This is a genomic window from Actinoplanes sp. GCM10030250 (genome assembly GCF_042666575.1).
Classification (GTDB): domain Bacteria; phylum Actinomycetota; class Actinomycetes; order Mycobacteriales; family Micromonosporaceae; genus Actinoplanes.
Genome location: NZ_JBHTDO010000033.1, coordinates 70,754 through 90,693 on the forward strand (window position 1 = coordinate 70,754; position 19,940 = coordinate 90,693).

The 19,940-nt window shown below is 68.9% G+C and carries 18 protein-coding genes; 9 read left to right on the top strand and 9 right to left on the bottom strand.

Annotation, left to right across the window (positions count from 1 at the left end):
* Window positions 1–23: 23 nt before the first annotated feature.
* Window positions 24–686, bottom strand: coding sequence for a nucleotidyltransferase domain-containing protein (locus ACFQV6_RS33315; RefSeq protein WP_378031623.1), 663 nt, complete (start codon window positions 684–686; stop codon window positions 24–26).
* Between ACFQV6_RS33315 and ACFQV6_RS33320 the strand changes: the two genes are divergently transcribed.
* The gene (locus ACFQV6_RS33320; protein WP_378031624.1) at window positions 685–1,305 is read left to right on the top strand and encodes a class I SAM-dependent methyltransferase; all 621 of its coding nucleotides are present in this window, start codon (window positions 685–687) and stop codon (window positions 1,303–1,305) included. The genes ACFQV6_RS33315 and ACFQV6_RS33320 overlap by 2 nt on opposite strands.
* An 8-nt stretch (window positions 1,306–1,313) precedes the next feature.
* On the opposite strand, the gene ACFQV6_RS33325 is transcribed toward ACFQV6_RS33320, so the two are convergent.
* On the bottom strand, window positions 1,314–1,955 hold the full coding sequence (locus tag ACFQV6_RS33325) for a hypothetical protein (protein ID WP_378031625.1): 642 nt from the start codon (window positions 1,953–1,955) through the stop codon (window positions 1,314–1,316).
* A gap of 326 nt (window positions 1,956–2,281) precedes the next feature.
* Between ACFQV6_RS33325 and ACFQV6_RS33330 the strand changes: the two genes are divergently transcribed.
* On the top strand, window positions 2,282–2,779 hold the full coding sequence (locus ACFQV6_RS33330; protein WP_378031626.1) for a SigE family RNA polymerase sigma factor: 498 nt from the start codon (window positions 2,282–2,284) through the stop codon (window positions 2,777–2,779).
* A gap of 3 nt (window positions 2,780–2,782) precedes the next feature.
* A complete protein-coding gene (locus ACFQV6_RS33335; RefSeq protein WP_378031627.1) occupies window positions 2,783–3,607 on the top strand; it encodes a hypothetical protein in 825 nt (274 codons plus the stop codon).
* 6 nt (window positions 3,608–3,613) lie between these two features.
* Here ACFQV6_RS33335 and ACFQV6_RS33340 read toward each other — a convergent pair whose 3' ends face one another.
* Window positions 3,614–3,940, bottom strand: a complete 327-nt coding sequence (locus ACFQV6_RS33340) for a TraR/DksA family transcriptional regulator (RefSeq protein WP_378031628.1) — start codon at window positions 3,938–3,940, stop codon at window positions 3,614–3,616.
* A 58-nt stretch (window positions 3,941–3,998) separates the two neighbouring features.
* On the opposite strand from ACFQV6_RS33340, the gene ACFQV6_RS33345 reads away from it, so the two are divergent.
* The 3 genes from ACFQV6_RS33345 (at window position 3,999) to ACFQV6_RS33355 (ending at window position 8,040) form a co-directional block, all read left to right on the top strand.
* Window positions 3,999–4,442, top strand: a complete 444-nt coding sequence (locus tag ACFQV6_RS33345; RefSeq protein ID WP_378031629.1) for a hypothetical protein — start codon at window positions 3,999–4,001, stop codon at window positions 4,440–4,442.
* 222 nt (window positions 4,443–4,664) lie between these two features.
* A complete protein-coding gene (locus ACFQV6_RS33350; protein WP_378031630.1) occupies window positions 4,665–7,457 on the top strand; it encodes an AAA family ATPase in 2,793 nt (930 codons plus the stop codon).
* A gap of 229 nt (window positions 7,458–7,686) precedes the next feature.
* A complete protein-coding gene (locus tag ACFQV6_RS33355) occupies window positions 7,687–8,040 on the top strand; it encodes a hypothetical protein (RefSeq protein ID WP_378031631.1) in 354 nt (117 codons plus the stop codon).
* 63 nt (window positions 8,041–8,103) lie between these two features.
* Here the strand turns inward: ACFQV6_RS33355 and ACFQV6_RS33360 are convergent, their stop codons facing one another.
* Both ACFQV6_RS33360 and ACFQV6_RS33365 read right to left on the bottom strand, forming a co-directional pair.
* Window positions 8,104–10,410, bottom strand: coding sequence for a sialidase family protein (locus tag ACFQV6_RS33360; RefSeq protein ID WP_378031632.1), 2,307 nt, complete (start codon window positions 10,408–10,410; stop codon window positions 8,104–8,106).
* A gap of 100 nt (window positions 10,411–10,510) precedes the next feature.
* The gene (locus ACFQV6_RS33365; RefSeq protein WP_378031633.1) at window positions 10,511–11,461 is read right to left on the bottom strand and encodes an alpha/beta fold hydrolase; all 951 of its coding nucleotides are present in this window, start codon (window positions 11,459–11,461) and stop codon (window positions 10,511–10,513) included.
* A 63-nt stretch (window positions 11,462–11,524) separates the two neighbouring features.
* Between ACFQV6_RS33365 and ACFQV6_RS33370 the strand changes: the two genes are divergently transcribed.
* On the top strand, window positions 11,525–12,472 hold the full coding sequence (locus ACFQV6_RS33370; RefSeq protein WP_378031634.1) for a helix-turn-helix transcriptional regulator: 948 nt from the start codon (window positions 11,525–11,527) through the stop codon (window positions 12,470–12,472).
* Between the two features lie 151 nt (window positions 12,473–12,623).
* Window positions 12,624–13,826, top strand: a complete 1,203-nt coding sequence (locus ACFQV6_RS33375) for a sigma-70 family RNA polymerase sigma factor (protein ID WP_378031635.1) — start codon at window positions 12,624–12,626, stop codon at window positions 13,824–13,826.
* 50 nt (window positions 13,827–13,876) lie between these two features.
* On the opposite strand, the gene ACFQV6_RS33380 is transcribed toward ACFQV6_RS33375, so the two are convergent.
* The 4 genes from ACFQV6_RS33380 to ACFQV6_RS33395 all read right to left on the bottom strand — a co-directional run bounded on the left by ACFQV6_RS33380 (window position 13,877) and on the right by ACFQV6_RS33395 (window position 18,942).
* Window positions 13,877–14,221, bottom strand: coding sequence for an STAS domain-containing protein (locus ACFQV6_RS33380; RefSeq protein ID WP_378031636.1), 345 nt, complete (start codon window positions 14,219–14,221; stop codon window positions 13,877–13,879).
* A 1,085-nt stretch (window positions 14,222–15,306) separates the two neighbouring features.
* A complete protein-coding gene (locus tag ACFQV6_RS33385) occupies window positions 15,307–18,072 on the bottom strand; it encodes an ATP-binding protein (protein WP_378031637.1) in 2,766 nt (921 codons plus the stop codon).
* The gene (locus ACFQV6_RS33390) at window positions 18,039–18,239 is read right to left on the bottom strand and encodes a hypothetical protein (protein ID WP_378031638.1); all 201 of its coding nucleotides are present in this window, start codon (window positions 18,237–18,239) and stop codon (window positions 18,039–18,041) included. Before ACFQV6_RS33390 ends, ACFQV6_RS33385 begins: the two co-directional genes overlap by 34 nt.
* Before the next feature lie 127 nt (window positions 18,240–18,366).
* Entirely contained in the window at window positions 18,367–18,942 is a 576-nt protein-coding gene (locus tag ACFQV6_RS33395) for a TetR/AcrR family transcriptional regulator (protein WP_378031639.1), read from the bottom strand.
* A gap of 96 nt (window positions 18,943–19,038) precedes the next feature.
* Here ACFQV6_RS33395 and ACFQV6_RS33400 point away from each other — a divergent pair, with 96 nt between their 5' ends.
* Window positions 19,039–19,920 carry an SDR family NAD(P)-dependent oxidoreductase gene (locus ACFQV6_RS33400; RefSeq protein ID WP_378031640.1) on the top strand — a complete coding sequence of 294 codons (882 nt, stop codon included), beginning with the start codon at window positions 19,039–19,041 and terminating at the stop codon, window positions 19,918–19,920.
* Window positions 19,921–19,940 lie beyond the last annotated feature (20 nt).

The following is a 19,940-nucleotide window of genomic DNA, read 5'->3' on the forward strand; positions in this document are numbered from 1 at the left end:
CTGCTTTGGGCCCGGACGCAAACTCAGGCTCGGTAGCCGTCGAACAGCGGGCCGCCGGCGGAGTCCAGGAGGGCCCTGGCGAACTCCGCCGGGTCGTCGCGGGCGGCCAGCCAGCCGTCGGCGAGGGCCGGGTCGAACTCGCGCAGCTCCCGGAGTAGCCATTTGCCACCGCTGATCCAGCGCCCGGCGAACGCCAGCGCCGCCCGGGCGGTGTCGGTCCACAGCGCCGCGGCGATGACGGCGCGTTCGCCGGGGTCGGCGACGTGCGTGTAGTCGTCGAGCAGGTCGGTGAGGAAATACCGAAAACGATCACGCTCGGCGGCGGTCAGCGGCGGCGGGCCCTGTGCCAGCACGCGTGCGCACCGCGCCGTCAGATCACCCGGGTCGCCGAGCAGAGGTACGCCCCGCGCGATCATGCGGTGCGTGCTGGGCTTGCGGGTGGTCAGCTCGTTCGCCAGGAACCCGGTGAGACGGTCCGGGGTGTGCACGAACAGTTCGACCGGCCAGCCGCGGAAGTGGAGGCTTTCACGGAAGCCGGGGCCGTCCTCCCGCAGCACCACGATGTCCAGGTCCGAGCCCGCGGTGCGGTGGGAGTTCAGGACGCTGCCGGTGAGGATCGCCCAGGTGGCTTCGGGGAAGCGCAGGGCGACGAGATCAGCGGCGGCGGCCGTAGGGTTTGCCTGCATGGAACTCCATTACTGGGATACGGCGGGCGCGGCGAAGACATTCACCCATCCGATCAATGTCGCATGGATGGCGGGGCTCGACCGCTCCGCCCGCATCCTGGACTACGGATGTGGTTACGGCCGGGTGATGGCCGAACTCAGCGACATGGGATTCGCCGACGTCACCGGCGTCGACGTCTCGGCCGCGCTGATCGAACGGGGTCGCCAGGCGCGGCCTGATCTGAGCCTCGCGGTACTCGAGTCACCGCCCGCAATGGCGTTCCCGGCGGGGAGCTTCGACGTTGTTGTGCTGTTTGCTGTGCTCACGTGCATACCGGCCGAGGAGGACCAGCGTGCGCTGGTGAGGGAGTTGGGCCGGGTGCTGGGTCCCGGCGGGATTTTGTACGTGAGCGACCTGCTGCTGCAGCCGGACATCCGTAATCGGGAGCGGTACGCGGCGCACCCCGGTCCGTACGGGGTGTTCACGACCGATGATGGTGCGGTTTGCCGGCATCACGACGTGGAGTATCTGCGGGAGCTGTTCGCGGAGTTCGAGGTGGTGGAGGAACGCCGCATCAGCGTGACGACGATGAATGGGCGCCAAGCCGAGGGCATTCAGATGCTGGCCCGCCGACGATGAGGTTCGGTTCAATCATCAGGCTTGGCATAGGTGCGAACATCAAGTTCGACAGTGCCATCCGAGCGTACGCCTGCAATGCGCACGAACGAATAACGGCCCTCATCCGTGATGGCGCAGAAAATGCGACCTTTCTTACGCGTGATGTGGGCCTGCCCGCTGTATCCACTCGCATCCTGGCAGACTGTCGAACTGTCGCCATCCACTTGAACCAGTGACGCTCCGCCGGTATAGACGTACAGATAATTGTACGCCGTCGCATTACTCAGCTCCGCGCCCACACCTCCCGGCTGGCCCCACTGGCGATCGTCCGGCGGGGCATCGAGATTGGCGAACTGACCCGGCGGCACGACGACTGATCCCTCATGGTAGACGGCCGATGGTGAAATTCCGCCGTTCGCGGCCTCGGTAGCCTGCGTCGTAGCGGCTGTGCCGGCCGTCGCGGGTGCCGCCTCGGTGGTCACGGTGGTGGCTGTCGGCTTCGAGTCGTTGTGAGCCTGTATGCCGAAGTAGACGGTTGCGCCGACTCCGACCATCCCTATCACGGCTCCCGCCCAGCTGGAGGGATCATTGTCGACCGACCGGCCAATGGCGGCGATCAGAAGACCCAGCAAGAATATGACGATTGCCGCTACCAGCAGTGCCGACGACATGATTACTCCGTCCCGTGGCTGGTGGAATCGAAGACAACGCCGAACACGGCGAGTTCATTGGCATGACAAAGCGCACGCTATTGCGTTCACCTGTTCAGGGACAGTGGATATTGTCACGTCGCATCTGAATATGTTTCGCCTTACGGCATGTATCGAAAGGGATTCGGGAGAGTTCAGGCGATAGCGCGTCCCGCACATTCTGACCGAATTGCCCTTTTCCGACATCTTTGTGCCGCTAGCGGTGCACCGTAGGGCAAACAAACCGGTGCGGGGTGCAACCTTTCGGCCCGCCGCGGAGTAGATGGGGTGGCCGATGGAGAGGAGGCGTGGTGGTCCGAGCCGACTGGGAAGACCAGTTCGTCGAGTATTTCCGCGTGAGAGCGCATCCGCTGCGCCGACTCGCCTATTCGCTGTGCGGTGACTGGCACACCGCTGAGGACCTGGTGCAGCTCACCTTCGTGCGGTTGTACCGGCGCTGGCCCAGCATCCGTGACGAATCGGTGGACGCCTATGCCCGGCAGATCGTGGTCAACGCGTTCCTGACGCATCGGCGGGCCCGGCGGCGTGAGTCGCTGATGGCCGATCCACCCGAGCGGCCCGCGGGCGGTGATGACCCGGCCGAAAGCCTGGCGGTGCGCCGTGCGCTCGCCGATCTGGCGCCGCGGCAACGGGCCGCGGTGGTGCTGCGATATCTGGAGGATCTGCCGGTCGCCGAGGTGGCCGCCCTACTCGGAATCAGCGAGGGCACGGTGAAGAGCCAAACCGCGCGAGCCATTCAATCCATGCGCGGGGCGTTCGGCGCCGCCGCGCTCACCGGGGAGTAGGCGATGCAGGAAACAGACGTGCAAAAGGCATTGCAGGCGTACGCGAGTGCCGGCGAACCGGTGATGGGATTGACGGCCGAAGGAATTCTGGCGGCCGGACGGCGCTCGCGACGGGCCCGGCGGCTGGCCGGCTTCGCGGGGGCGGGTCTCGCGGCGGCGCTGGTCGGAGCGGGCGTTGTCGTGGTGGCCGGCGGCGGTTCCCCCGGCACGGAGTTCGCAGCTGCCGGCCCGTGCCCGGTCCGGCCCGGGGCACGCCCGCCGGGGGTGATCGCGGCCGACCAGCCGCTGTCGCCGGAGCTGGTGGAGTGGGCCGCCACCAGCCTCACCTGCCATTTGAGCGAAGAGCTGCCACGAATGCTGCCGGCCGCACGTTATGCCCGGGTGCCGGGCGGGGAGGCCGGGCCGCTGATCGGATTCAGCCACGGTGGTGAACCGCCCTGGGGCAACCGGGTGGACGCGCTGGCCCTGATCCGTGACGCCGAGGGAACCGGTGACCTGATGGTCAGCGTCGGGGTGGTGGAGCGGGCGGAGGCGGCCCGGGCCGAGGAGAGCTGCCGGGAGGAGAAGATCGCGAAATGTACGGTGCAGGAGGGGCCGAACGGGGAGACCGTACTGCTGGGCACCGAGGCCGACAACACGCCGGCCGATTCGCCGCTGAACTTCGTCGTCCGGGTCTACCGGGGGCAGAGCGAGATCTACGTACAGGCGTCGAACACTGATCGCCGGGCGGAGGGCGGCGGGCCGGAGGTGACTCGGCCGGAGCCTGTCCTGTCGGCGGAGCAGGCTGTGCAGTTGGCGCTGACGCGCGAGTTGTATCTCTTCCCGTAGCCCCTTTCAGGCGCACGCCATGCAGCTGCGGGCGAAGGGCCGCGCCGCGAGGCGTTCCGCGGGGATCGGCTTTCCGCAGCGTTCGCAGACGCCGTAGGTCCCCGTGTCCACCCGGCGCAGCGCGTCGTCGACCTCGGCGATCCGCTCCCGGGCGGTGGCCAGCAGCGCCGTCAGCTGGGCCCGCTCGAAGCCGATGGTGGCGCCCTCCGGGTCGTGCTCGTCGTCGGCGTTGGAGTCGCGCGACGCCGCGAACAGCGCCTCCAGATCCCGGGCCATCGTCGCCGCCTCGGCCTCCGTGCTCGCCCGCAGCCGCAGCAGCTCATCCCGAACCATCTCCGCAGCCTAACGGCGCCAGGCGGGGGACGTAGACAGTTGTCACTACTGTGCCGGAATGGTCTTCCCACGGCCCCGGACGTTCACCGGCTGGCTCATCTCGACAATCATCGTCGTCGGAACCACCACGGCGTCCGGCATCGCCCTGATCTGGACCGGCATCGACCCGGCGCGGGCCTACCTGTCCGGGACACCCGGCCAGGTGACGGTGTCGGACTGCCGCTGGGACGACGGCGATCCGAGCGGGTGGGACTGCCGGGGCATCTTCAACGGGCAGGGTGTCGCGATCCCGGGGGTGCGGATCCGCTTCCTGCTGAACACGGAGCCGGTGAACCCGGTGGACGTTGTCGTCAGCGGGCCGGAAGCGGACACGGCCTGGACTCCGGGGGTGACGCTGCTGATGCCGTTGGGCGCGGGAGTGTTCATGGTGGGGATTGCTCCGGCTTTCACCCTGTACTACTGGCTTCGTGAGCGGCGCGAGCGGGCGTCGAGGACTGCGTAGGACGGGCCGCTGTTCACACCTGCATTCGCTTCATCCGGTGGTTCGGCCTGGGCATGTCGCCGGGGCGTCAGGCGAGCCGGAATCGCCGACGGGCCCTGCGAACGCCGGGTGTTCGTGGTGCGGATTCAGGTCGCTGTCGTGACCGGAGGATCGGTGGCACAGTGACCTGGTGACGGGCGACGATGTTCTCGCCCTTTCAGGTACGGGCTGGGGTGGCTCGGTATGGATTCGGCACGCGACGCGTCGGTCCTCGTCGGCCGTGATGACGCCTGCCGGCGAATCGATGCGGTGCTCGCCACGGCACGTGAGGGCCGACGTGCCGCGCTGGTCGTCCGCGGTGAGGCCGGGATGGGTAAGACGTCGCTGCTGGATGCCGCTCGTGACCGGGCCCGCGGCCTGCGATTGCTAGAGGTTGAGCCCGTCGAGGCCGAATCGTCGATTGCCTTCGCCGGGTTGGTGCAACTGCTGCATCCGATCCGGAAGGAATTGCGGCTGGCAGATTCCCGGCACGGGACTTTTTTGTCATCTCTGCTGGACGGTTCGCTGACTGGCGACAGTGGGCGGTTCTCCGTCGGGACGGCGCTACTGCAGGTGCTCGCGATGATGGCGGGCAATCAGCCGGTTCTGCTGCTACTGGATGACGTGCACTGGATGGATGCCGACTCCCGTGATGCGTTGATGTTCGCGGTGCGCCGGATGCGCGAGGACGCCATCGCGGTGATCGCAGCGACCCGGTTGCCCTCGGAAGACGACGCGGGCACGGCGGGACTGCCGGACATGGAGCTTTCCGGCCTGTCCCGCCCGGATCTCGGTGCGGTTCTCAGCCGGCGCGTCGGGGGCGTGATCGATCCTGCGCTCGTCGCCCGGGTGTGGGAGGAGACCGGCGGAAATCCGCTGGCGGCGCTGGAGATCCTCAGAGGGTTGAACAGCGAGCAGCGGGCCGGCGTTGTCGCGCTGCCACCGGTGCTGGCCAGCCGAACCTCAGCGGAGCTCTTCGCTGCCCACGTGCAGTCGTTGTCGGCGCCGGCGGCTCGACTCCTGTGCCTGCTCAGTATGGCGGCCGCGGACACTGCGGAGGTGGCCCGGCGTGCGGCGCGGGACCTGGGGCTCGACCTGGGGGCGGGCGACGAACTGCATGCCGGTGGCCTGGTCCGCTTCAGCGGCGGCCGGGTCGTACTGGGTCATCCGCTGGTGCATGCCGCCGCAACGGCCGCGTTTCCGCCTTCGACACTGCGCGACTTTCACCAGGCCCTGGCCGACGCGATAGGGGCTGACCCCGATATGCGGGCCCGCCGGGTGTGGCACCTGGCCGCGGCTGCCGATGGGCCGTCGGACCCGGCAGCGCAAGCGATGGCCGCAGTCGGATACGAGCAGCGTTCATCCGGCGGGTTCGCCGCCGCCTCGGCCGCCTACGAGCAGGCCGCCGAGCTGGCTCGCAGCACCCAGCTGCGGGCCGATTACCTGGTGGCGGCCGCGGACTGCGCGAGGCTGTGCGCCGATCGGGAACGAGCCCGCGCCCTGGCCGTGCGATCGCGGCCATGGTGTACGTCGGCGTCGCAGCGCGCGTTCCTCGATGGGCTGGGCGGGCTCATGGAGCTTTTCGCCGGCCCGCCGGAACCTGCTGCTCACGCGCTGCTGAACAGCGCGCGGGAAGCCGAGAATGACGCGCCGGCAGAAGCCTGTTTACTGTACGCCTACGCGGCCATCGCGCAGTTCCTCGCCGGTCAGGGAATGAACGCACTCATGACGGCGACGCAGGCGGCATCGCTGGCGAAATCACGGGGAATCCCCGCGCCGCCGGCCGTGCAAATGATTCTCGGAACGGCGAATTTGCGGCTGGGCAACGTATCCGAAGGCCTCGCCCTCCTCACGATGGCGGCCGGCACGATCCAATCCGTGCACGACCAGCCCATCGAGCACCACATGATGGCCACTCTCGCCTTCATCTGGATCGGGGACCATCACACAGCCCGCCGCATTCTCGTACCGCATACGGCCGGGCTTCGCTCCGCGGACGCGCTCGGCAATCTCCCGTTCGCGCTGAGCCTGCTCGCCTACGCCCATTTGAGAGCCGGGAAGCTTGCCTCCGCCTATGCGGACGCCGCCGAGGCAGCCGAGCTCGCCAGGGACACCAGGGATGTCATCTGGCACCATTCGGCGCTGGGCACCCTGGCGCTGGTGGAGTCCTATCAGGGCCGCGAGGCCGCTTGCCGGCGACATGCCCTGGCAGCCCGGCGAGTGCACCGGGAAATGGACATCTCCTACCCCCGCGACGAGCTTGACGCTTTAGGCCTTCTCGAACTCGGTTCGGGCCGTCCAACCGAGGCGCTGCATTACCTTCGGCAGGCCAACCGCGCGAACAACGTCGACTCCGACCAGGTCGTCTTCGGCCGGCTGACCGGTCCTGACCTTGTGGAAGCGTGCATTCGATCCGGACAGCCCGTACCCCCCGATTTCCTTGCCGCGGTCAATGAGCAGGCCGACGAAACCGGCTTCCTCTACTCGACCGCCCAGGCCGCGAGGTGCCTCGGTTTACTCACGCACGTCGACAAGGGCGAAAAGCACTTCCACCGCGCCATTGAACTGTACGGCGAACTGGACCTACCGCTGGATGTGGCACGTACCGAACTCGCACTCGGTGAGCGGTTGCGCCGGGCCGGCCGGCGCGCGGACGCCCGGCAGCATCTTCGGCGTGCCGTTGATCTGTTCGACGAGACCGGGGCTGACCTGTGGGCGCACCGCGCACGCGCGGAGGCACAAGCCACGGGCCAGGACATTCCGGTACGGCCCGCGTCCTCGCTGGAATCGCTGACTCCCCAGGAACATCGAGTGGCCCTGACTGTCGGGCAGGGTGCGACGAATCGGGAAGCCGCCTCAGCTCTGTTCCTCAGCGAGAAGACGATCGAGACCCACCTCTCCCGGGTCTACCGCAAGTTGAGCATCCGCAGCCGGGCTGAGCTGGTCAGGGCACTCACCGGCGCGTCGGTCGCTGACGTGACCCCGCCCAATCCCTGACCCGGAATCAGGGATTCCACGGGCGCCTCCTACCTCCCTCCCAGCGCATTCTCCTCAGTGACCGGCGAACAACAGCGGTTTTGGGAGGCGACGCCGGAACTCACGTCAGGGAGGTGATTCCCGATCAATTCGATAGCCGGCGTTCCTCGATCTGCCCCGTAGATCTCGCCGCTATGAACCCCACCGCGCCATATCCAATGACCAAAAACTACCTGAAATGAGGCCTACCATGGCTTACCTCAACATCACGAAGCTGCGCTGCGTCAAGACCCGCGACGGCGTCGGCAAGGACGAAGTGGACATCTACCTCGCCATCGACGGCGAGCCCGAAGAGTTCGTGTCCGGCGCGCACCTCATGGACAAGTCCAAGAACGACGAGGTCGTCAACCCCAGCGTTCGCAAGCTGTTCCACGAGCGGGCCGAGGTCCGGCTCAAGGAGCGCAACGGCGGTCAGGGCGGCCCCAACGATCTCGACCTCGGGTCCGACACCTTCGGCCCGAGCCCTCAGGAGGCCCGTGACATCGTGTTCAGCGGTAACAACGGACGGGTGGTCTACACCGCGACGATCGGCGTCTCGGCCTGATATCTGGCTCGCCGCCCCGTCTGCCATCTGACGGACGGGGCGGCGAGCCGGCCACGCTGACCGTCAGCCGTTGCGGCTGGATACGTCGTCGACGAGGAAGTTCTCGTCGATCTCGGCGGTGCTGCTCGCCGCGAACTGGTGGCCGGTCAGCGAGGTGGTCGCGCCGTCGAAGCGGGTCGCCGTGCCGATGTTCTGGCCGTTCACGGTGACCGTGGCCGTTGTGGTGGTCGCCCGGACCTCGATGTCCGTCCAGACGCAGCCGCCGGTGCAGGACGCCGACGGGTTGAACGACTGGCCCGTGCCGAGGGTCCGCCAGACACTGCCGTCGTGGTACCGCACGGTTCCCTCTCTGGTGAGCGCGAAGTGGAAGGCCGCCTGGCGGGTGCCGGTGAGGATGTCGAACAGCAGCGCCGAGGAGCCGGCCGCGCCGGTCGTTCGCCACCGGTCGGGGTGGAAGCGGAAGCCGACCGTCTTGGTGGTGGCGGTGGAGTCGAGGCGGCGGGCCGCCGGGAGGTGTACGGAGCTGGAGTCGACGATCCGCAGTACCCGGCTGCTGCCGCTGCCCGCGGTCGTCTGGCTCACCCACACGCCGAGGTGACCGACGCCGGCGTCGTCCACCGTACGGTCGATCGAGTAGCCGCGCGGGATGCCGTTGACCGGGTCGTTCTCGAAGGAGTTCACGTCGTCGGCGTACAGCTCGATCTCGTTGAGCTGGCTGCACGGCGCCGTGACGCCCGGCGGGCAGATCGAGGACTCGCCGGCCAGCACCCGGACGTAGCGGGCCGGCCGGGACGCGGCGGGGGTGGTGTACTTCAGCGCGTACCCACTTTGATTCGTGACGCTGTACCAGTCGGTCCACGCCGCGTCGGTGGTGAGCCGGGTCTGCACGGTGGCGCTCGCGGTGCCGCCGATCGCGAGGCTCAGCCCCACCTTGGACAGGGTGTAGGTGCGGTCGAGAGAGATGTCGAAGACACCCGCGCCGCCGGAACGGATTGCGCTCGACCACATCTCGTTGCTGCCGTCGACCGCGCCGCGGCTGCCGGTCCGCGGGTGGCCCGCGATCGCGGTGTCGTAGTCCCCGCCGAGCTGAACCGTGCCTGCGGCCACCTTGCCACCCAGGTCGATCTTGCCGGCGCCGGGTGTCAGGATGTCGGCCAGGACCCGCTTCATCTGGTACGTGGTGGTGCCGTCGGACATGGTGGCGCCGTGCCAGGTGCACTTGTTCCTGGGCGCGCCCTCGTACGTGATCGCGTGGCACGAGTCGGCCATCAGCACGGCCCGGTTGGCCTCGGTCCACGCGAGGTCGGCGTTGCCGCTGGAGCCCTCGTTCATGTTCTGCGGGTCAGCCACCGAGTGGTTGTCGTAGAACGAGCGCTTCACGTCCCAGGTGCGGCCCGTGCCGTCGTACGACAGCGCCACGAAGTTGTCCGGGCGGCCCGCCACCAGCGCGAGGATGCCGTTGGGCAGCAGCGACAGCCGCGGGTTGATCCGCCCGAAGGGCCGGTTGCCGTTCGCGGCGGCGGCGAACTCGGCGATCGGCGCCGCCGCCCCGGTCCACGAGGTGCCGGCGGTGGTGGACCGGCGTACCCAAAGATTGTCGTAGCTGGATGTGCGCATCACCGCGACCAGATCGCCGTTCGAGGCGAGCACCAGCCCGGTCTCGGAGAATCCCCGGGCGGTGGTGCCCTGCGCGATGGTGGATCGCAGGGCCCAGGTGAGGCCCTGGTCGAAGCTGGACAGCAGCATCGCGGTGGCGGCTGTGCTGTCGGCGGTCACCGCGTAGCCGGCCATCAGCACCGGTCCTCCCGGGACCTGCACCAGGTTGTTGGGGTAGAAGTTCGCGGTGGCGCCGTTGAAGGCTTGCGGCGCGATGCTGATCTGCGCCGAGAGGGCCTCGCCGTACGAGCCGCCGTCGTCGGACGAGTAAGCGATCTTCAGGGTGCGCTGCTGGGGACGCGCCCCGGCGTTCGCCGGCGGCGCCTGCCCGACGAAACCGACGCTGAGCACCCGGCCGTCGTCGAGCCGGGCCGTCGCCTCGCGGCCGTCACCGGTGGGCGCGGTGAAGTTGTTCCCGCCGTTGACCGAGGTGAGCCGGCCCGGCTCCGTGTGACCGCCCGCGTCGTAGTGGCCGTAGTACCCGGCCTGGACCGGCCGGGTGGGGCTCTGCGCCGTGCCCGTGTCGTAGGCGTCCGCCATCGCGTACCAGGCGGGCGGGTCACCCGCCGGGTCGTAGGCCGTGCCGGGTGCGCCGAGCACCAGCGCGGGCGCGGTCGGTGACAGCCCGGCGACTTCGGACTTGGTCACCGCCGCGGCGCTCACCGGCGCTGCCGCCACCGGTGTCACGATCAGCGCCAGCATCCCGGCAGTCACGGAAAAACCCATCGAACGACGCACACTTTCCTCCCCCGTCGGCGTGATCATCCTGCCATGGGGAGGCGGCACGGGGAGCCCCTGGATCGGCCGCGGCCGCTCACAAGACGACGTGGTCCAGCCACTTCAGAATCGCCCGGTTGGTCTCCTCCGGCTTCTCCTGCGGGATCCAATGACCGCAGTCCAGGCTGATCACTTCCACATTGGGCACGAAGTCTGTCAGCTTCTCGGACCTCTGGACCGCGTCCCGGTCGCCGTAGATCATGAGTGCGGGCTGTTGGATGATCGGGTTCACGTCCGCCAGCAAGCGCCAGTTGCGGTCCAGGTTCCGGTACCAGTTGATGCTGCCCGTGAAGCCTGATTTTTCGAAGGCGGAGACGAAGACGGCCAGTTCGCTGTCGCTCATCAGGGGCTCGCCCAGTGGTGTTTCTGCGTTGGCGAGGTTGATCATCACCATTCCGGGCTCCGGCCGGCCGAGTGGGACATTTCTTCGGTACATGTTGCGAAGGAACCGGAGCGTATTCTCCTCCAGTACGGCGTCCGCGACGCCTGGCTGACGGTTGAAGTGGACGAAGTAGAAGTCGCCGCCGAGCACTTCTTCCATGAACTCGATCCAGGGCTTTTCGCCGCGCTCCTGGTAAGGCAGGCTCAGGTTGATCACTGCGTTCACCCGGTGTGGATGCAACAGGGTCAGTCCCCAGACGACCATGGCACCCCAGTCGTGACCGACGAAGGTGGCATCGTCGTATCCGTAGTGATCGAGAAGTGCGACTAAATCACCCGACAAATGGTCGATGTCATAGGCGGTCACTTCGGCCGGGCGGGATGAGTCGCCGTAACCCCGCTGGTTCGGGACGATGACGTGGAAGCCTGCTGCGACAAGGGCGGGCACCTGGTGGCGCCAGGAAAAGGCGTGCTCCGGCCAGCCGTGGCAGAGCACAATGGGTCTTCCCGCATTCTGCCGGCCTGCTTCGAAGACTTCGAGTTCCACGCCGTTGACCGGGATGAGGGTGGGCTCGGGGAAATCGGTGGGATCGAACGGTGAGGTCATGTCGCCATCTTGACGACCGAAACAGGTCACCTCATGACCGGTTTTGTGGGGAGAGTTGCCAGGGTGCGTGCCGACCGGCTGATGGCCATCCTCCTGTTGCTGCAACGGCGCGAGCAGGTGACAGCAGCAGAGGTCGCCCGGGAGTTGGAGGTCTCCGAGCGCACCGCCCGCCGCGACCTCGATGCCCTGGCCATGGCCGGGGTGCCCGTGTACTCCCTGCAGGGCCGGGGCGGCGGCTGGCGCCTCGTGGGCGGCGCCCGTACCGACCTGTCGGGGCTGACCGCGGGTGAGGCCCGCGCCCTGTTCCTGGTTGCCGGCCAGGCCTCGGCTGCGACGCCGGCCGTGAAAGCCGCTCTGCGCAAGCTTGTCCGCGCCCTGCCGGAGCCGTTCCGGGTGCAGGCTGAGGCAGCAGCGTCGTCGCTGGTGATGGACCCGCAACGATGGGGGTCGAGTCGAATCGAGCTCCGACAACCTCGCTTCCTCGACGAGCTTCAGGACGCGGTGATCCGCGGCGTCCAGGTGCGGCTCGGTTACGTCGACGGCACGGGCGCCGAAACCGAGAGAACCGTCCACCCGCTGGGCATCGTCGCCAAAGGCCCGTCGTGGTACCTCGTCGCCGGCACCGAGGCCGGCCGGCGGACCTTCCGGATCGACCGCGTGACGTCCGCCGGCCCGACCAGCGATCCCGTGCACCGGCCCGCGGACTTCGACCTTGCCGAGAGCTGGCGCGAGATCGCCGACGAGGTCGACCGCAGGCGAACGCCCCTCGAGATCCAGGCGGTCTGCGCGCCCCACGGGATGGCCCGGCTCCGGATGATCCTCGGCGACCGGCTCGAGGTCGGAGGTGCTACGACCGACGGCCGCATCGAGGTCGTGATCCGTGGCTACAACGAGTACGCGCTCGCCGGCGAGCTTGCCGGGCTGGTCGAGTGGCTCGAGGTGACTGGCCCTCCGGGCGTCCTGAACTACCTGGTCTCCATCGGTGACGCGCTCGTCGAGCGATACGGCTGAGCCCGGCACTGGCGCAACCTCACTTCGGCTGCGAGCCGGCAGGCCCCGTCGCGGGCAACCGCCGGAACGTTGGTGATCGTGAAAGTCATCGGGCCGGGCGCGGGCGTGTGGCCGAATCAGCCGGTGTCGTTTCAACGAGCCTGGCGCGGGCATGTGGCCGAAAGGCTGGGACGAGGAAGAGGGCTGGGACGAGGGGGACGGCATGCCGTTCGAGCAGCGAGTCGCGGTACGCGGCGACGCGGGTTCCGTGCTGGAAGATTTGGACCAGATCGCCGAGCGTTACGCACGCGAACGAGAGGGCGCCGACAGCGAACGCACCCGCGTGCTGCGTGAGCGGATGATCCATGCGGCAATGCCGATGGCCGGGCGTCTGGCCCGCCGATACCGGGGCGGCGCGGAGCCGCTGGCCGATCTGGAACAGGTTGCCCGCCTGGGGCTGGTGAAGGTCGTCGACCGGTATGCGCCGGAGCGGGGATCGTCCACGGCGTACGCCGTGCACACCATCGTCGGCGAGCTGAAACGTCATCTGCGGGACCGGAGCTGGGCTGTCCATGTGCCCCGTCCCATGCAGGAACGGGCGCGGGCCGTCACCCGGCACGAGGCTGAGTTGACCCGCGATCTGGGTCGCCGGCCCACCGACGCCGAGACCGCGCAGCGGGCCGGGATCACGGTCGGTGACCTCGACCGGGCCCGCATGGCTGCGACCAGCTACCGCTCGATCTCTCTCGACATACCGCTGGGCGACGGTGACGCGCGGTTCGGTGACCTGTTCGGTGACGTGGACGCGTCGCTGGAGGAGGTGGCCGACCGGCTGACGGTCGACGACCTCTTGGAGTGTCTGCCCGACCGGGAACGGCGCGTGCTGATCTCGACCTTCTACGGCGGCCGGACCCAGGCGGACATCGCCGCCGAACTCGGCATCTCACAGATGCAGGTGTCCAGGATCCTGTCCCGCGTGCTGACCTGGATGCGTGAGGGCCTGCTCACCGACCGGGTGCCGCGCCGGCCGAACTCCGGCCAGGCGGACGAATCGTTCGCGATCAGGGCGGATCTCGCCTCGTCCGGCCGGCTGGAGATCCGTGTCAGCGGCGAGGTGGATCGCGACAACGCCGGACGCTTGCGTGGCGCCCTGCTGGAGGCAGTCTGCCGGCAGCCGGCCGGACAGAGGGTCGTCCTGCATCTGGAGGAAGTGCCGCTGCTGGACGCGGCAGGCGTCCGGGTGCTGCTGGCGGTCTACGAGGCGGCGCAGGCCCGCGGTATCACGGTGATCGCAGCCGGGTTGAACCCCTTCGTCCGCAGGATCGCCGCCGTCACGGGGCTCACGCCGATGCTTGCGCCGCAGGACCGGATCTGAGCGGTCGCTGGTGGCGTCGTCCACGGCGGACCCGGAACCTGTGGTGGCATTCAGATCGCGGCGGAGTCGGATTCCGGGGTGACGGCGAGAGTTTCGAGGACACCGCTGATCGTGAGCACGCGATGGACGATGCCTTGCGCCCCGACCACCCGGAAGGAGCAGTTCCGCGAGGATGCGGCTGCAAGACCGTGAAGTAGCGTCCGCACACCGGCGGCGGCCAAGAACGTGACCCGATGCAGGTCCACGACGACCGCGTTCACACCATCTTGATCCACGGCATTCGCGATCAGGTCGACGAATCCCTCGCTGGTGTCCTCGTCCAGTTGTCCCGCGATCTCGAGCCGCGCCACGCCCGCACCGTCGTCGTGCTTGGTCACGGCCAAGGGCGTCACCATGAAAGTCCTCCCGGAGCAGGTGCTTGCTGAGGCGCAACCAACTCTTTATGACCGGCGCCGCCATGATCAAACGTCGATGCGTCGGACGGCTCGCTTTTCAATCCCGAACATCACGTCGCAGCGTCGCCCAGACGACCTTGCCGCCATACGCCGGCAACGTGTCCTTGCTCATCGGCGTCCGTTGCCATGGCTGCGCGGCCGACGGCACCGGTGCTCGACGGATGCTGGACCGCGCGGTTGCTTGATCGGCGCCATGGCGCGCTGCGGATGTGCCAGACATGCATTCTGGCATGGTCGGCTGCTTACACCTCGTGGCGCGGATGGGGAAGAATTATTGCATGGGGCAGACGTCGTTATTCGGTAAGGCAGAAATTGCGGTGATGCGTGACCGGACCGCTTCTCGCAATTATTCTGCCTTCCGGGACGCGTTTCGCCGTGAGCACGAGAGGCATCGGGCTTGGGGTTTACAGCAGCGCCATGCCCAGAAGCTTCGGCGCATCGCGCAGAGCGGATCCGGGTCGGTGACGGCGCCTGCGGGCGCAAGCATTCCCGCGGCGCCCACGGCACCCACGGCACCCGCATCACCTGCGGCACCCACACCACCTGCACCACACGCACCACCCGCACCACCCGCACTACCTGCACCACCTGCGGCGCCCGAGTCGCAGATATCGTCCGCATCACCGACGGCCTCGCCTGCGCGGCGCGCGGCCCGCGCGGCGCAGGCTTCCGGACCGCGGCCATTGACGGTGGCGCGGAAGGCCGCAATCCGGGCCGGGGGCAAGGCTGCCGGAATCAGCCCTGCCACGACTGACTCATTCTGGGCTTTTACTGAATTCAGGTGGTCTGCGCAGGACGGTGGTCCAGATTTTACTCGGCGTTGTCGGATATGGCGGTGTCCGCGTGGGTCACTGTGCTGTGGGAAAGGTATGAACGGCGGAATGAATTTGTTGTTGCTGCGTTTCCGGACGGGTGGAAGATTGGCTGGGATTCCGCGTGATCGCAACGTGGGCGATTTGTTGTGTACTGGGCCGAGATTCGTCGGGGTGACCAGCGCGCTCGGCACCAGGTCCGTTGTGCGGTGGTCAGTGGGGGGTGAGGAGGTTGGCTACCTCGGTGCGGGAGGAGATGCCCAGTTTGCGCAGAATGTTGGAGACGTGGACGGCTGCTGTCTTCGGGGAGATGTAGAGGCGGCGGGCCAGTTCCGTGTTGGTGAGGCCGTCGCTGATCAGCACCGCTACCTCGCGCTCCCGTGGGGTCAGCGCTGCCGGGCCGGTTATCGCGGGTGCCGCGTCTATCGGAGCCATGCCCAGTTGTGCGCGGACCTGGGCCAGCTGTGTCACCCGCCAGCCGCGCCACTGGGCCAGCAGAGCCGCCGCCGCTTCCGCCTGGTCCTTTGCTTCGGCGCGGCGGTTGGTGGTGAGGAGGCAGCGGGCGGCGCCTACGCGGGCGGTGCCGCGGGTCACCGGGTTCAGGATGTGGGCGTCGGTGATCGACAGGTAGCCGGTCAGTGCCTTGGCGTGGTGGCCGTGTGCTTCGGCGAGTTGGGCGTCCACCAGGGTTCGGTAGGCGTCCCAGACGTCGGCATCGAGGAGTTCGGTGGCCATCTGGTCGAGGCGGGGGGTGGGTAGGCCGATCTCCAGGGCGGCGGAGATCAGGTCGTGGGCCTGTTCGCCGCTGCGCCAGGTCTGTTCCGCTATCGCCGTGAGGAGATCGTCGAGGGTGGCTTCGGCCTGGGGCAGGTCGCCGCGGCGGCAGGCCAGGTGGAAGGTGAGGCCGGGGATGGTGGTGGGTGGGTTGTTGGGGAGTGCCGCGAGGTCGGTGATGAGCTGGTCGACGCGGTCGAGTTCGCCGGCTTCCAGGTAGAGGCCGGCGAGGAAGACGTTGTGGTAGTCGGCCCAGCGGCCGCGGCGGCGGTAGCCGCGGTCCTGGTCGCGGCCTTCTTCGAGGGCGGCGATTGCTGCTTGCAGGTCGCCGGCGCGCAGGGCGAGGCGGGCGCGGCCGTTGAAGTAGGTGGCGACGGCGAGCGATTCGAAGCCGGCTCGTTCGGCGTCGATCCGCATTCGTTCCAGGGTTTCGGCGTGCTCGGCCGGGGAGGTGGGTGGTTCGCCGTGCACCAGGGCGTTGAGGGCGCGGGCGGCCAGCACCCACTCTCCTGCTTTCTCCGCCTCGTCGACGAGGCCGAAGAGGATTTTGCGGCCGTCGGCGGCGGTGTGCGGGCGTTCGGTGAGGGTGGAGCCCTTCTCGACCAGGGCGGCGAGGCGGACGGCGGGGAGGTTGAACTCGTCAGCCAGGGCCAGGGCGCGGTCGGACCAGAGCAGGGCGACGTCGAGGTCGTCGAGCAGGTAGGAGGACTGGGCGATCGCGGTCATCGCGCGGGCCTGGTCGGCGCCCGGTGGGAGCTGGGCGATGAGGGTTTCGATGTCGTGGGTGAGTGCGCCCATCTCGTCGAACTCGCGGGATTCCCAGGCGATGCGGACCAGCAGGTACAGCGACTCGGCCCGGTCGGTGGAGGTGCCGGCGAGGTCCCGCCAGCGCCGGCCGTACCGCAGGGCGTCGTCGAGGAGGCCGGCGAGCCAGGCCGCGCGGGCGGCGGAGGCGAGCAATTCGATGTCGTCGGAGACCTCGTCGAGGCCCATCTCGGCGAGTTGCAGTGCCTGGTAGGCGGAGCCGATGGAGAGGTAGAGCGCGGCGCCGCGGCGGGCCGCGGCGACCATGTCGTCGTACCGGCCGGCGCCCCGGGCGTGATGGGCCACCATCGCCGGGTCGGAGGATCCGCCGCTGAGGAGTACGTCCAGTGCGGTTTCGTGCAGGCGGCGGCGCTGCCGGCCGAGCATCTGGTCGGCGATCGCCTCGCGGACCAGCGCGTGCCGGAAGGCGAACTCGTCGTCGCCCGACTCGACGAGCACGCCCCGGCTGACCAGGTCGCGCAGCACCGCGATGAGTTCGTCCTCGCCGGTGCCGGTGACGTCGGCGAGCAGGTCGAACAGGATGCGGTGGCCGAGGACGGTGGCCGCCTCGACGATACGGTGGCTGACCGGGTCGAGGTCGTCGACCTGGCGGCGCAGCACGTCGGCGAGGCTCCACGGCAACGGCTGCTCGACGAGGGCGTCCACGTCGTACCCGGGAAGCGCGCGCAGCAGCTCCTCCAGGAAGAACGCGCGCAGCAGCTCCTCCAGGAAGAAAGGGTTGCCGCCGGTGCGGTGGTGCAGGGCCGTCGCGGCGCGCAGGGGCGCCGGCGCGCCGGTTGCCGCCGCCAGCAACGCCGCGGTCTGCGAGGGGGTCAGGCGATCGAGGCGTACGTGGGTGACGGCGTGCCGCCGTTCCATCTGGGCCAGCAGGCTCGCCACGGGCTGGCGGCGGGTCACCTCGTCGGGGCGGTAGGTGCCGATGAGCAGCCGCGGCCCGCGCTGGTCGGCGATCCGCTCGAACAGGGCGGCGCTCTCCGAGTCGGCCCAGTGCAGGTCGTCGAAGACGATGACCGCTGGGGAGTCGCCGATCAGGTCGGACACGATGGCGAGGCCGGTGTGCAGGCGCTCGACCGGGCTGCGCCGCGGGTCGGCGAGGGCGGCGAGCTGTTCCTCGTCGACTTCCGGGCGGCCGTCGATGGCGTCGAGGAGCACCTCGTACGGCCGGGAGAGAGACCCCGGTTCGGCCTGGCCGACGAGCACCACGGTCTCCGCCGGCAGGACGGTCAGCAGCTCGTGCACCAGCCGGGTCTTCCCGATGCCCGGCTCCCCCGCGATGATCGCGACGGCCGGCTCACGCGACGAAGCGAGCTGCGTCAACCGGCGCAGCTCGCTCTCCCGCCCGATCATCACCGGGCCGGCACCGCCGCGGAGGGTTCGCACGACGCCAGGCTACCGGTGGGCTGTCCGCGGACCGCTGTGCCTTTCGCCGCCCTGCGGAAGCGGAACCGGCGTGCGGCCGCGAGCAGGCGTCCCCGGTCCGCTTCGGCGATCAACTGCCGGCGACGGTCGTTCTCCAGTGCCAGCAACATGTCCGGGTGCATCAACATGATCTGTCCCCTTGTCCTCCGCCGATGAGCCATCGGCGATTTCGTCATCCGGTGATGTATCCATCCTCGGTTGACGCCGGACCTGCCACATCGGAAGCACTGACCTATCTTCGCTGGTCAGGGAGCCTTAGACAGGGTGCTGTGACGGCCTAGGTATACCTAGTCCACCCGTACCGATGCCTTCGATCGCAAGGGTGACCAGCCGCGCGGCCTCCTGGCCGTCCTCGGTGGCCAGCGACACCGCGTTGGCCATCATGAGCAGGTCGTCGATGGCGGCCTCAGGCCGCACGGCGCCGGCGTCCTGCGCCAGGCCCAGCAGCTTGCCGCCGGCGTCGCGCAGCATCGCCTCGCACGTGCTCGACGCGGCCGGCACCGGCCCGCGGCCCGACGCGAGCAGCGACGCGGCGAGGCCCCGCGTGGTGGCGCCGTAGGTCGCGACGGCCCGGAGCCAGTCGGCGAACGCCCGCCCCGGATCGGCGGATCCGGCAAGCTCGCGCGCCTGCGCGCAGAGACCCTCGACCCGGTCGTGGAAGACCGCCTCCAGCAGGGCCTGACGGGTCGGGAAATGGCGGTGCAGGGTGGCCGAGCCGACCACGGCGTCGCGGGCGATCTTCTCCAGCGAGGCGTCCGCGCCGGAGCGGGCCACCTCGGCGACGGCGGCGGCCAGGATCCGTTCGTAGTTGCGTCGCGCGTCCGACCGCATGCCCCGAATCGTAGACGGTTGACAAATGGGGGGCCACCCCAGATAGCCTCGGAACGGAAAATGGGGGGTCACCCCGTTTAGTTGAGGAGGCTCCAGATGAGCGACATCCGTGTGGTGCTGGTGACCGGGGCGAGCACCGGTTTCGGCCGGCTGACGGCCGAGTCCCTGGCCAGGCGGGGCCACCGGGTCTTCGCCGGCCTGCGCGACGTGACCGGCCGCAACAGGAAGGCTGCCGCCGAACTGACCGCACTCGCCTCGGCCGAGGGTGTCGACCTGCGGGTCGTCGAGCTCGACATCACCGACCAGGCGTCCGCGGACCGGGCGGTCGGTGCGGCGGTGGAAGCGGCCGGACGCATCGACGTGATCGTCAACAACGCCGGCGGGATCTTCGTCGGCCCGGTCGAGCCGTTCACCGCGGAGGAGGTGCGGCGGCAGTTCGACGTGAACGTGCTCGGCGCGCTGCGGGTGAACCGGGCGGCCCTGCCGCAGCTGCGCGAGCAGGGCAGCGGCGCGCTCATCCAGATCGGCTCGGTCGCGGCGCGGGTGACGGTGCCGTTCAGCGGCCTCTATGCGGCGAGCAAGGCCGCGCTGGCGGCGCTGACCGAGGCCTGGCACGACGAACTGGCCCCGTTCGGGGTGGAGTCGGTCATTCTGGACGCGGCCTCCTACCCCACCAACATCGGCGTCAACGCCACCATGCCGGCTGATCAGGACCGGCTGGCGCCCTACGGCAGCGCATTCGGCGGTTATGTCGCGGCCATTTCCGGCCGCGCGGAGGAGACCATCGGGGATCCGCGCGAGGTCTCCGACGCGGTGGTCAGGCTGGTCGAGACGCCTGAGGGCAAACGACCCAGGCGTACGGTGATCGCGCCGCCCGCTCAGCACCGAGCAGTCGAGGCGCTCAACCGGGCAGCGGACGACGCCGCCGTGGCCGTGGCCGCCGACATGGGTGTCACCGCCTTCACCGCGCCGAGATAAGCCGAGATAATCCGCCGTTC

What these genes read in the sequence shown, in the direction of transcription:
- ACFQV6_RS33335 (WP_378031627.1), top strand. Translation starts at nt 2,783, where the DNA reads ATGCAGGAAACAGACGTGCAAAAGGCATTGCAGGCGTACGCGAGTGCC.
- ACFQV6_RS33340 (WP_378031628.1), bottom strand. Translation starts at nt 3,940, where the DNA reads ATGGTTCGGGATGAGCTGCTGCGGCTGCGGGCGAGCACGGAGGCCGAG.
- ACFQV6_RS33400 (WP_378031640.1), top strand. Translation starts at nt 19,039, where the DNA reads ATGAGCGACATCCGTGTGGTGCTGGTGACCGGGGCGAGCACCGGTTTC.
- ACFQV6_RS33375 (WP_378031635.1), top strand. Translation starts at nt 12,624, where the DNA reads ATGTGGCCGAAAGGCTGGGACGAGGAAGAGGGCTGGGACGAGGGGGAC.
- ACFQV6_RS33380 (WP_378031636.1), bottom strand. Translation starts at nt 14,221, where the DNA reads ATGGTGACGCCCTTGGCCGTGACCAAGCACGACGACGGTGCGGGCGTG.
- ACFQV6_RS33365 (WP_378031633.1), bottom strand. Translation starts at nt 11,461, where the DNA reads ATGACCTCACCGTTCGATCCCACCGATTTCCCCGAGCCCACCCTCATC.
- ACFQV6_RS33320 (WP_378031624.1), top strand. Translation starts at nt 685, where the DNA reads ATGGAACTCCATTACTGGGATACGGCGGGCGCGGCGAAGACATTCACC.
- ACFQV6_RS33350 (WP_378031630.1), top strand. Translation starts at nt 4,665, where the DNA reads ATGGATTCGGCACGCGACGCGTCGGTCCTCGTCGGCCGTGATGACGCC.
- ACFQV6_RS33355 (WP_378031631.1), top strand. Translation starts at nt 7,687, where the DNA reads ATGGCTTACCTCAACATCACGAAGCTGCGCTGCGTCAAGACCCGCGAC.
- ACFQV6_RS33390 (WP_378031638.1), bottom strand. Translation starts at nt 18,239, where the DNA reads ATGTTGATGCACCCGGACATGTTGCTGGCACTGGAGAACGACCGTCGC.
- ACFQV6_RS33315 (WP_378031623.1), bottom strand. Translation starts at nt 686, where the DNA reads ATGCAGGCAAACCCTACGGCCGCCGCCGCTGATCTCGTCGCCCTGCGC.
- ACFQV6_RS33395 (WP_378031639.1), bottom strand. Translation starts at nt 18,942, where the DNA reads ATGCGGTCGGACGCGCGACGCAACTACGAACGGATCCTGGCCGCCGCC.
- ACFQV6_RS33325 (WP_378031625.1), bottom strand. Translation starts at nt 1,955, where the DNA reads ATGTCGTCGGCACTGCTGGTAGCGGCAATCGTCATATTCTTGCTGGGT.
- ACFQV6_RS33345 (WP_378031629.1), top strand. Translation starts at nt 3,999, where the DNA reads ATGGTCTTCCCACGGCCCCGGACGTTCACCGGCTGGCTCATCTCGACA.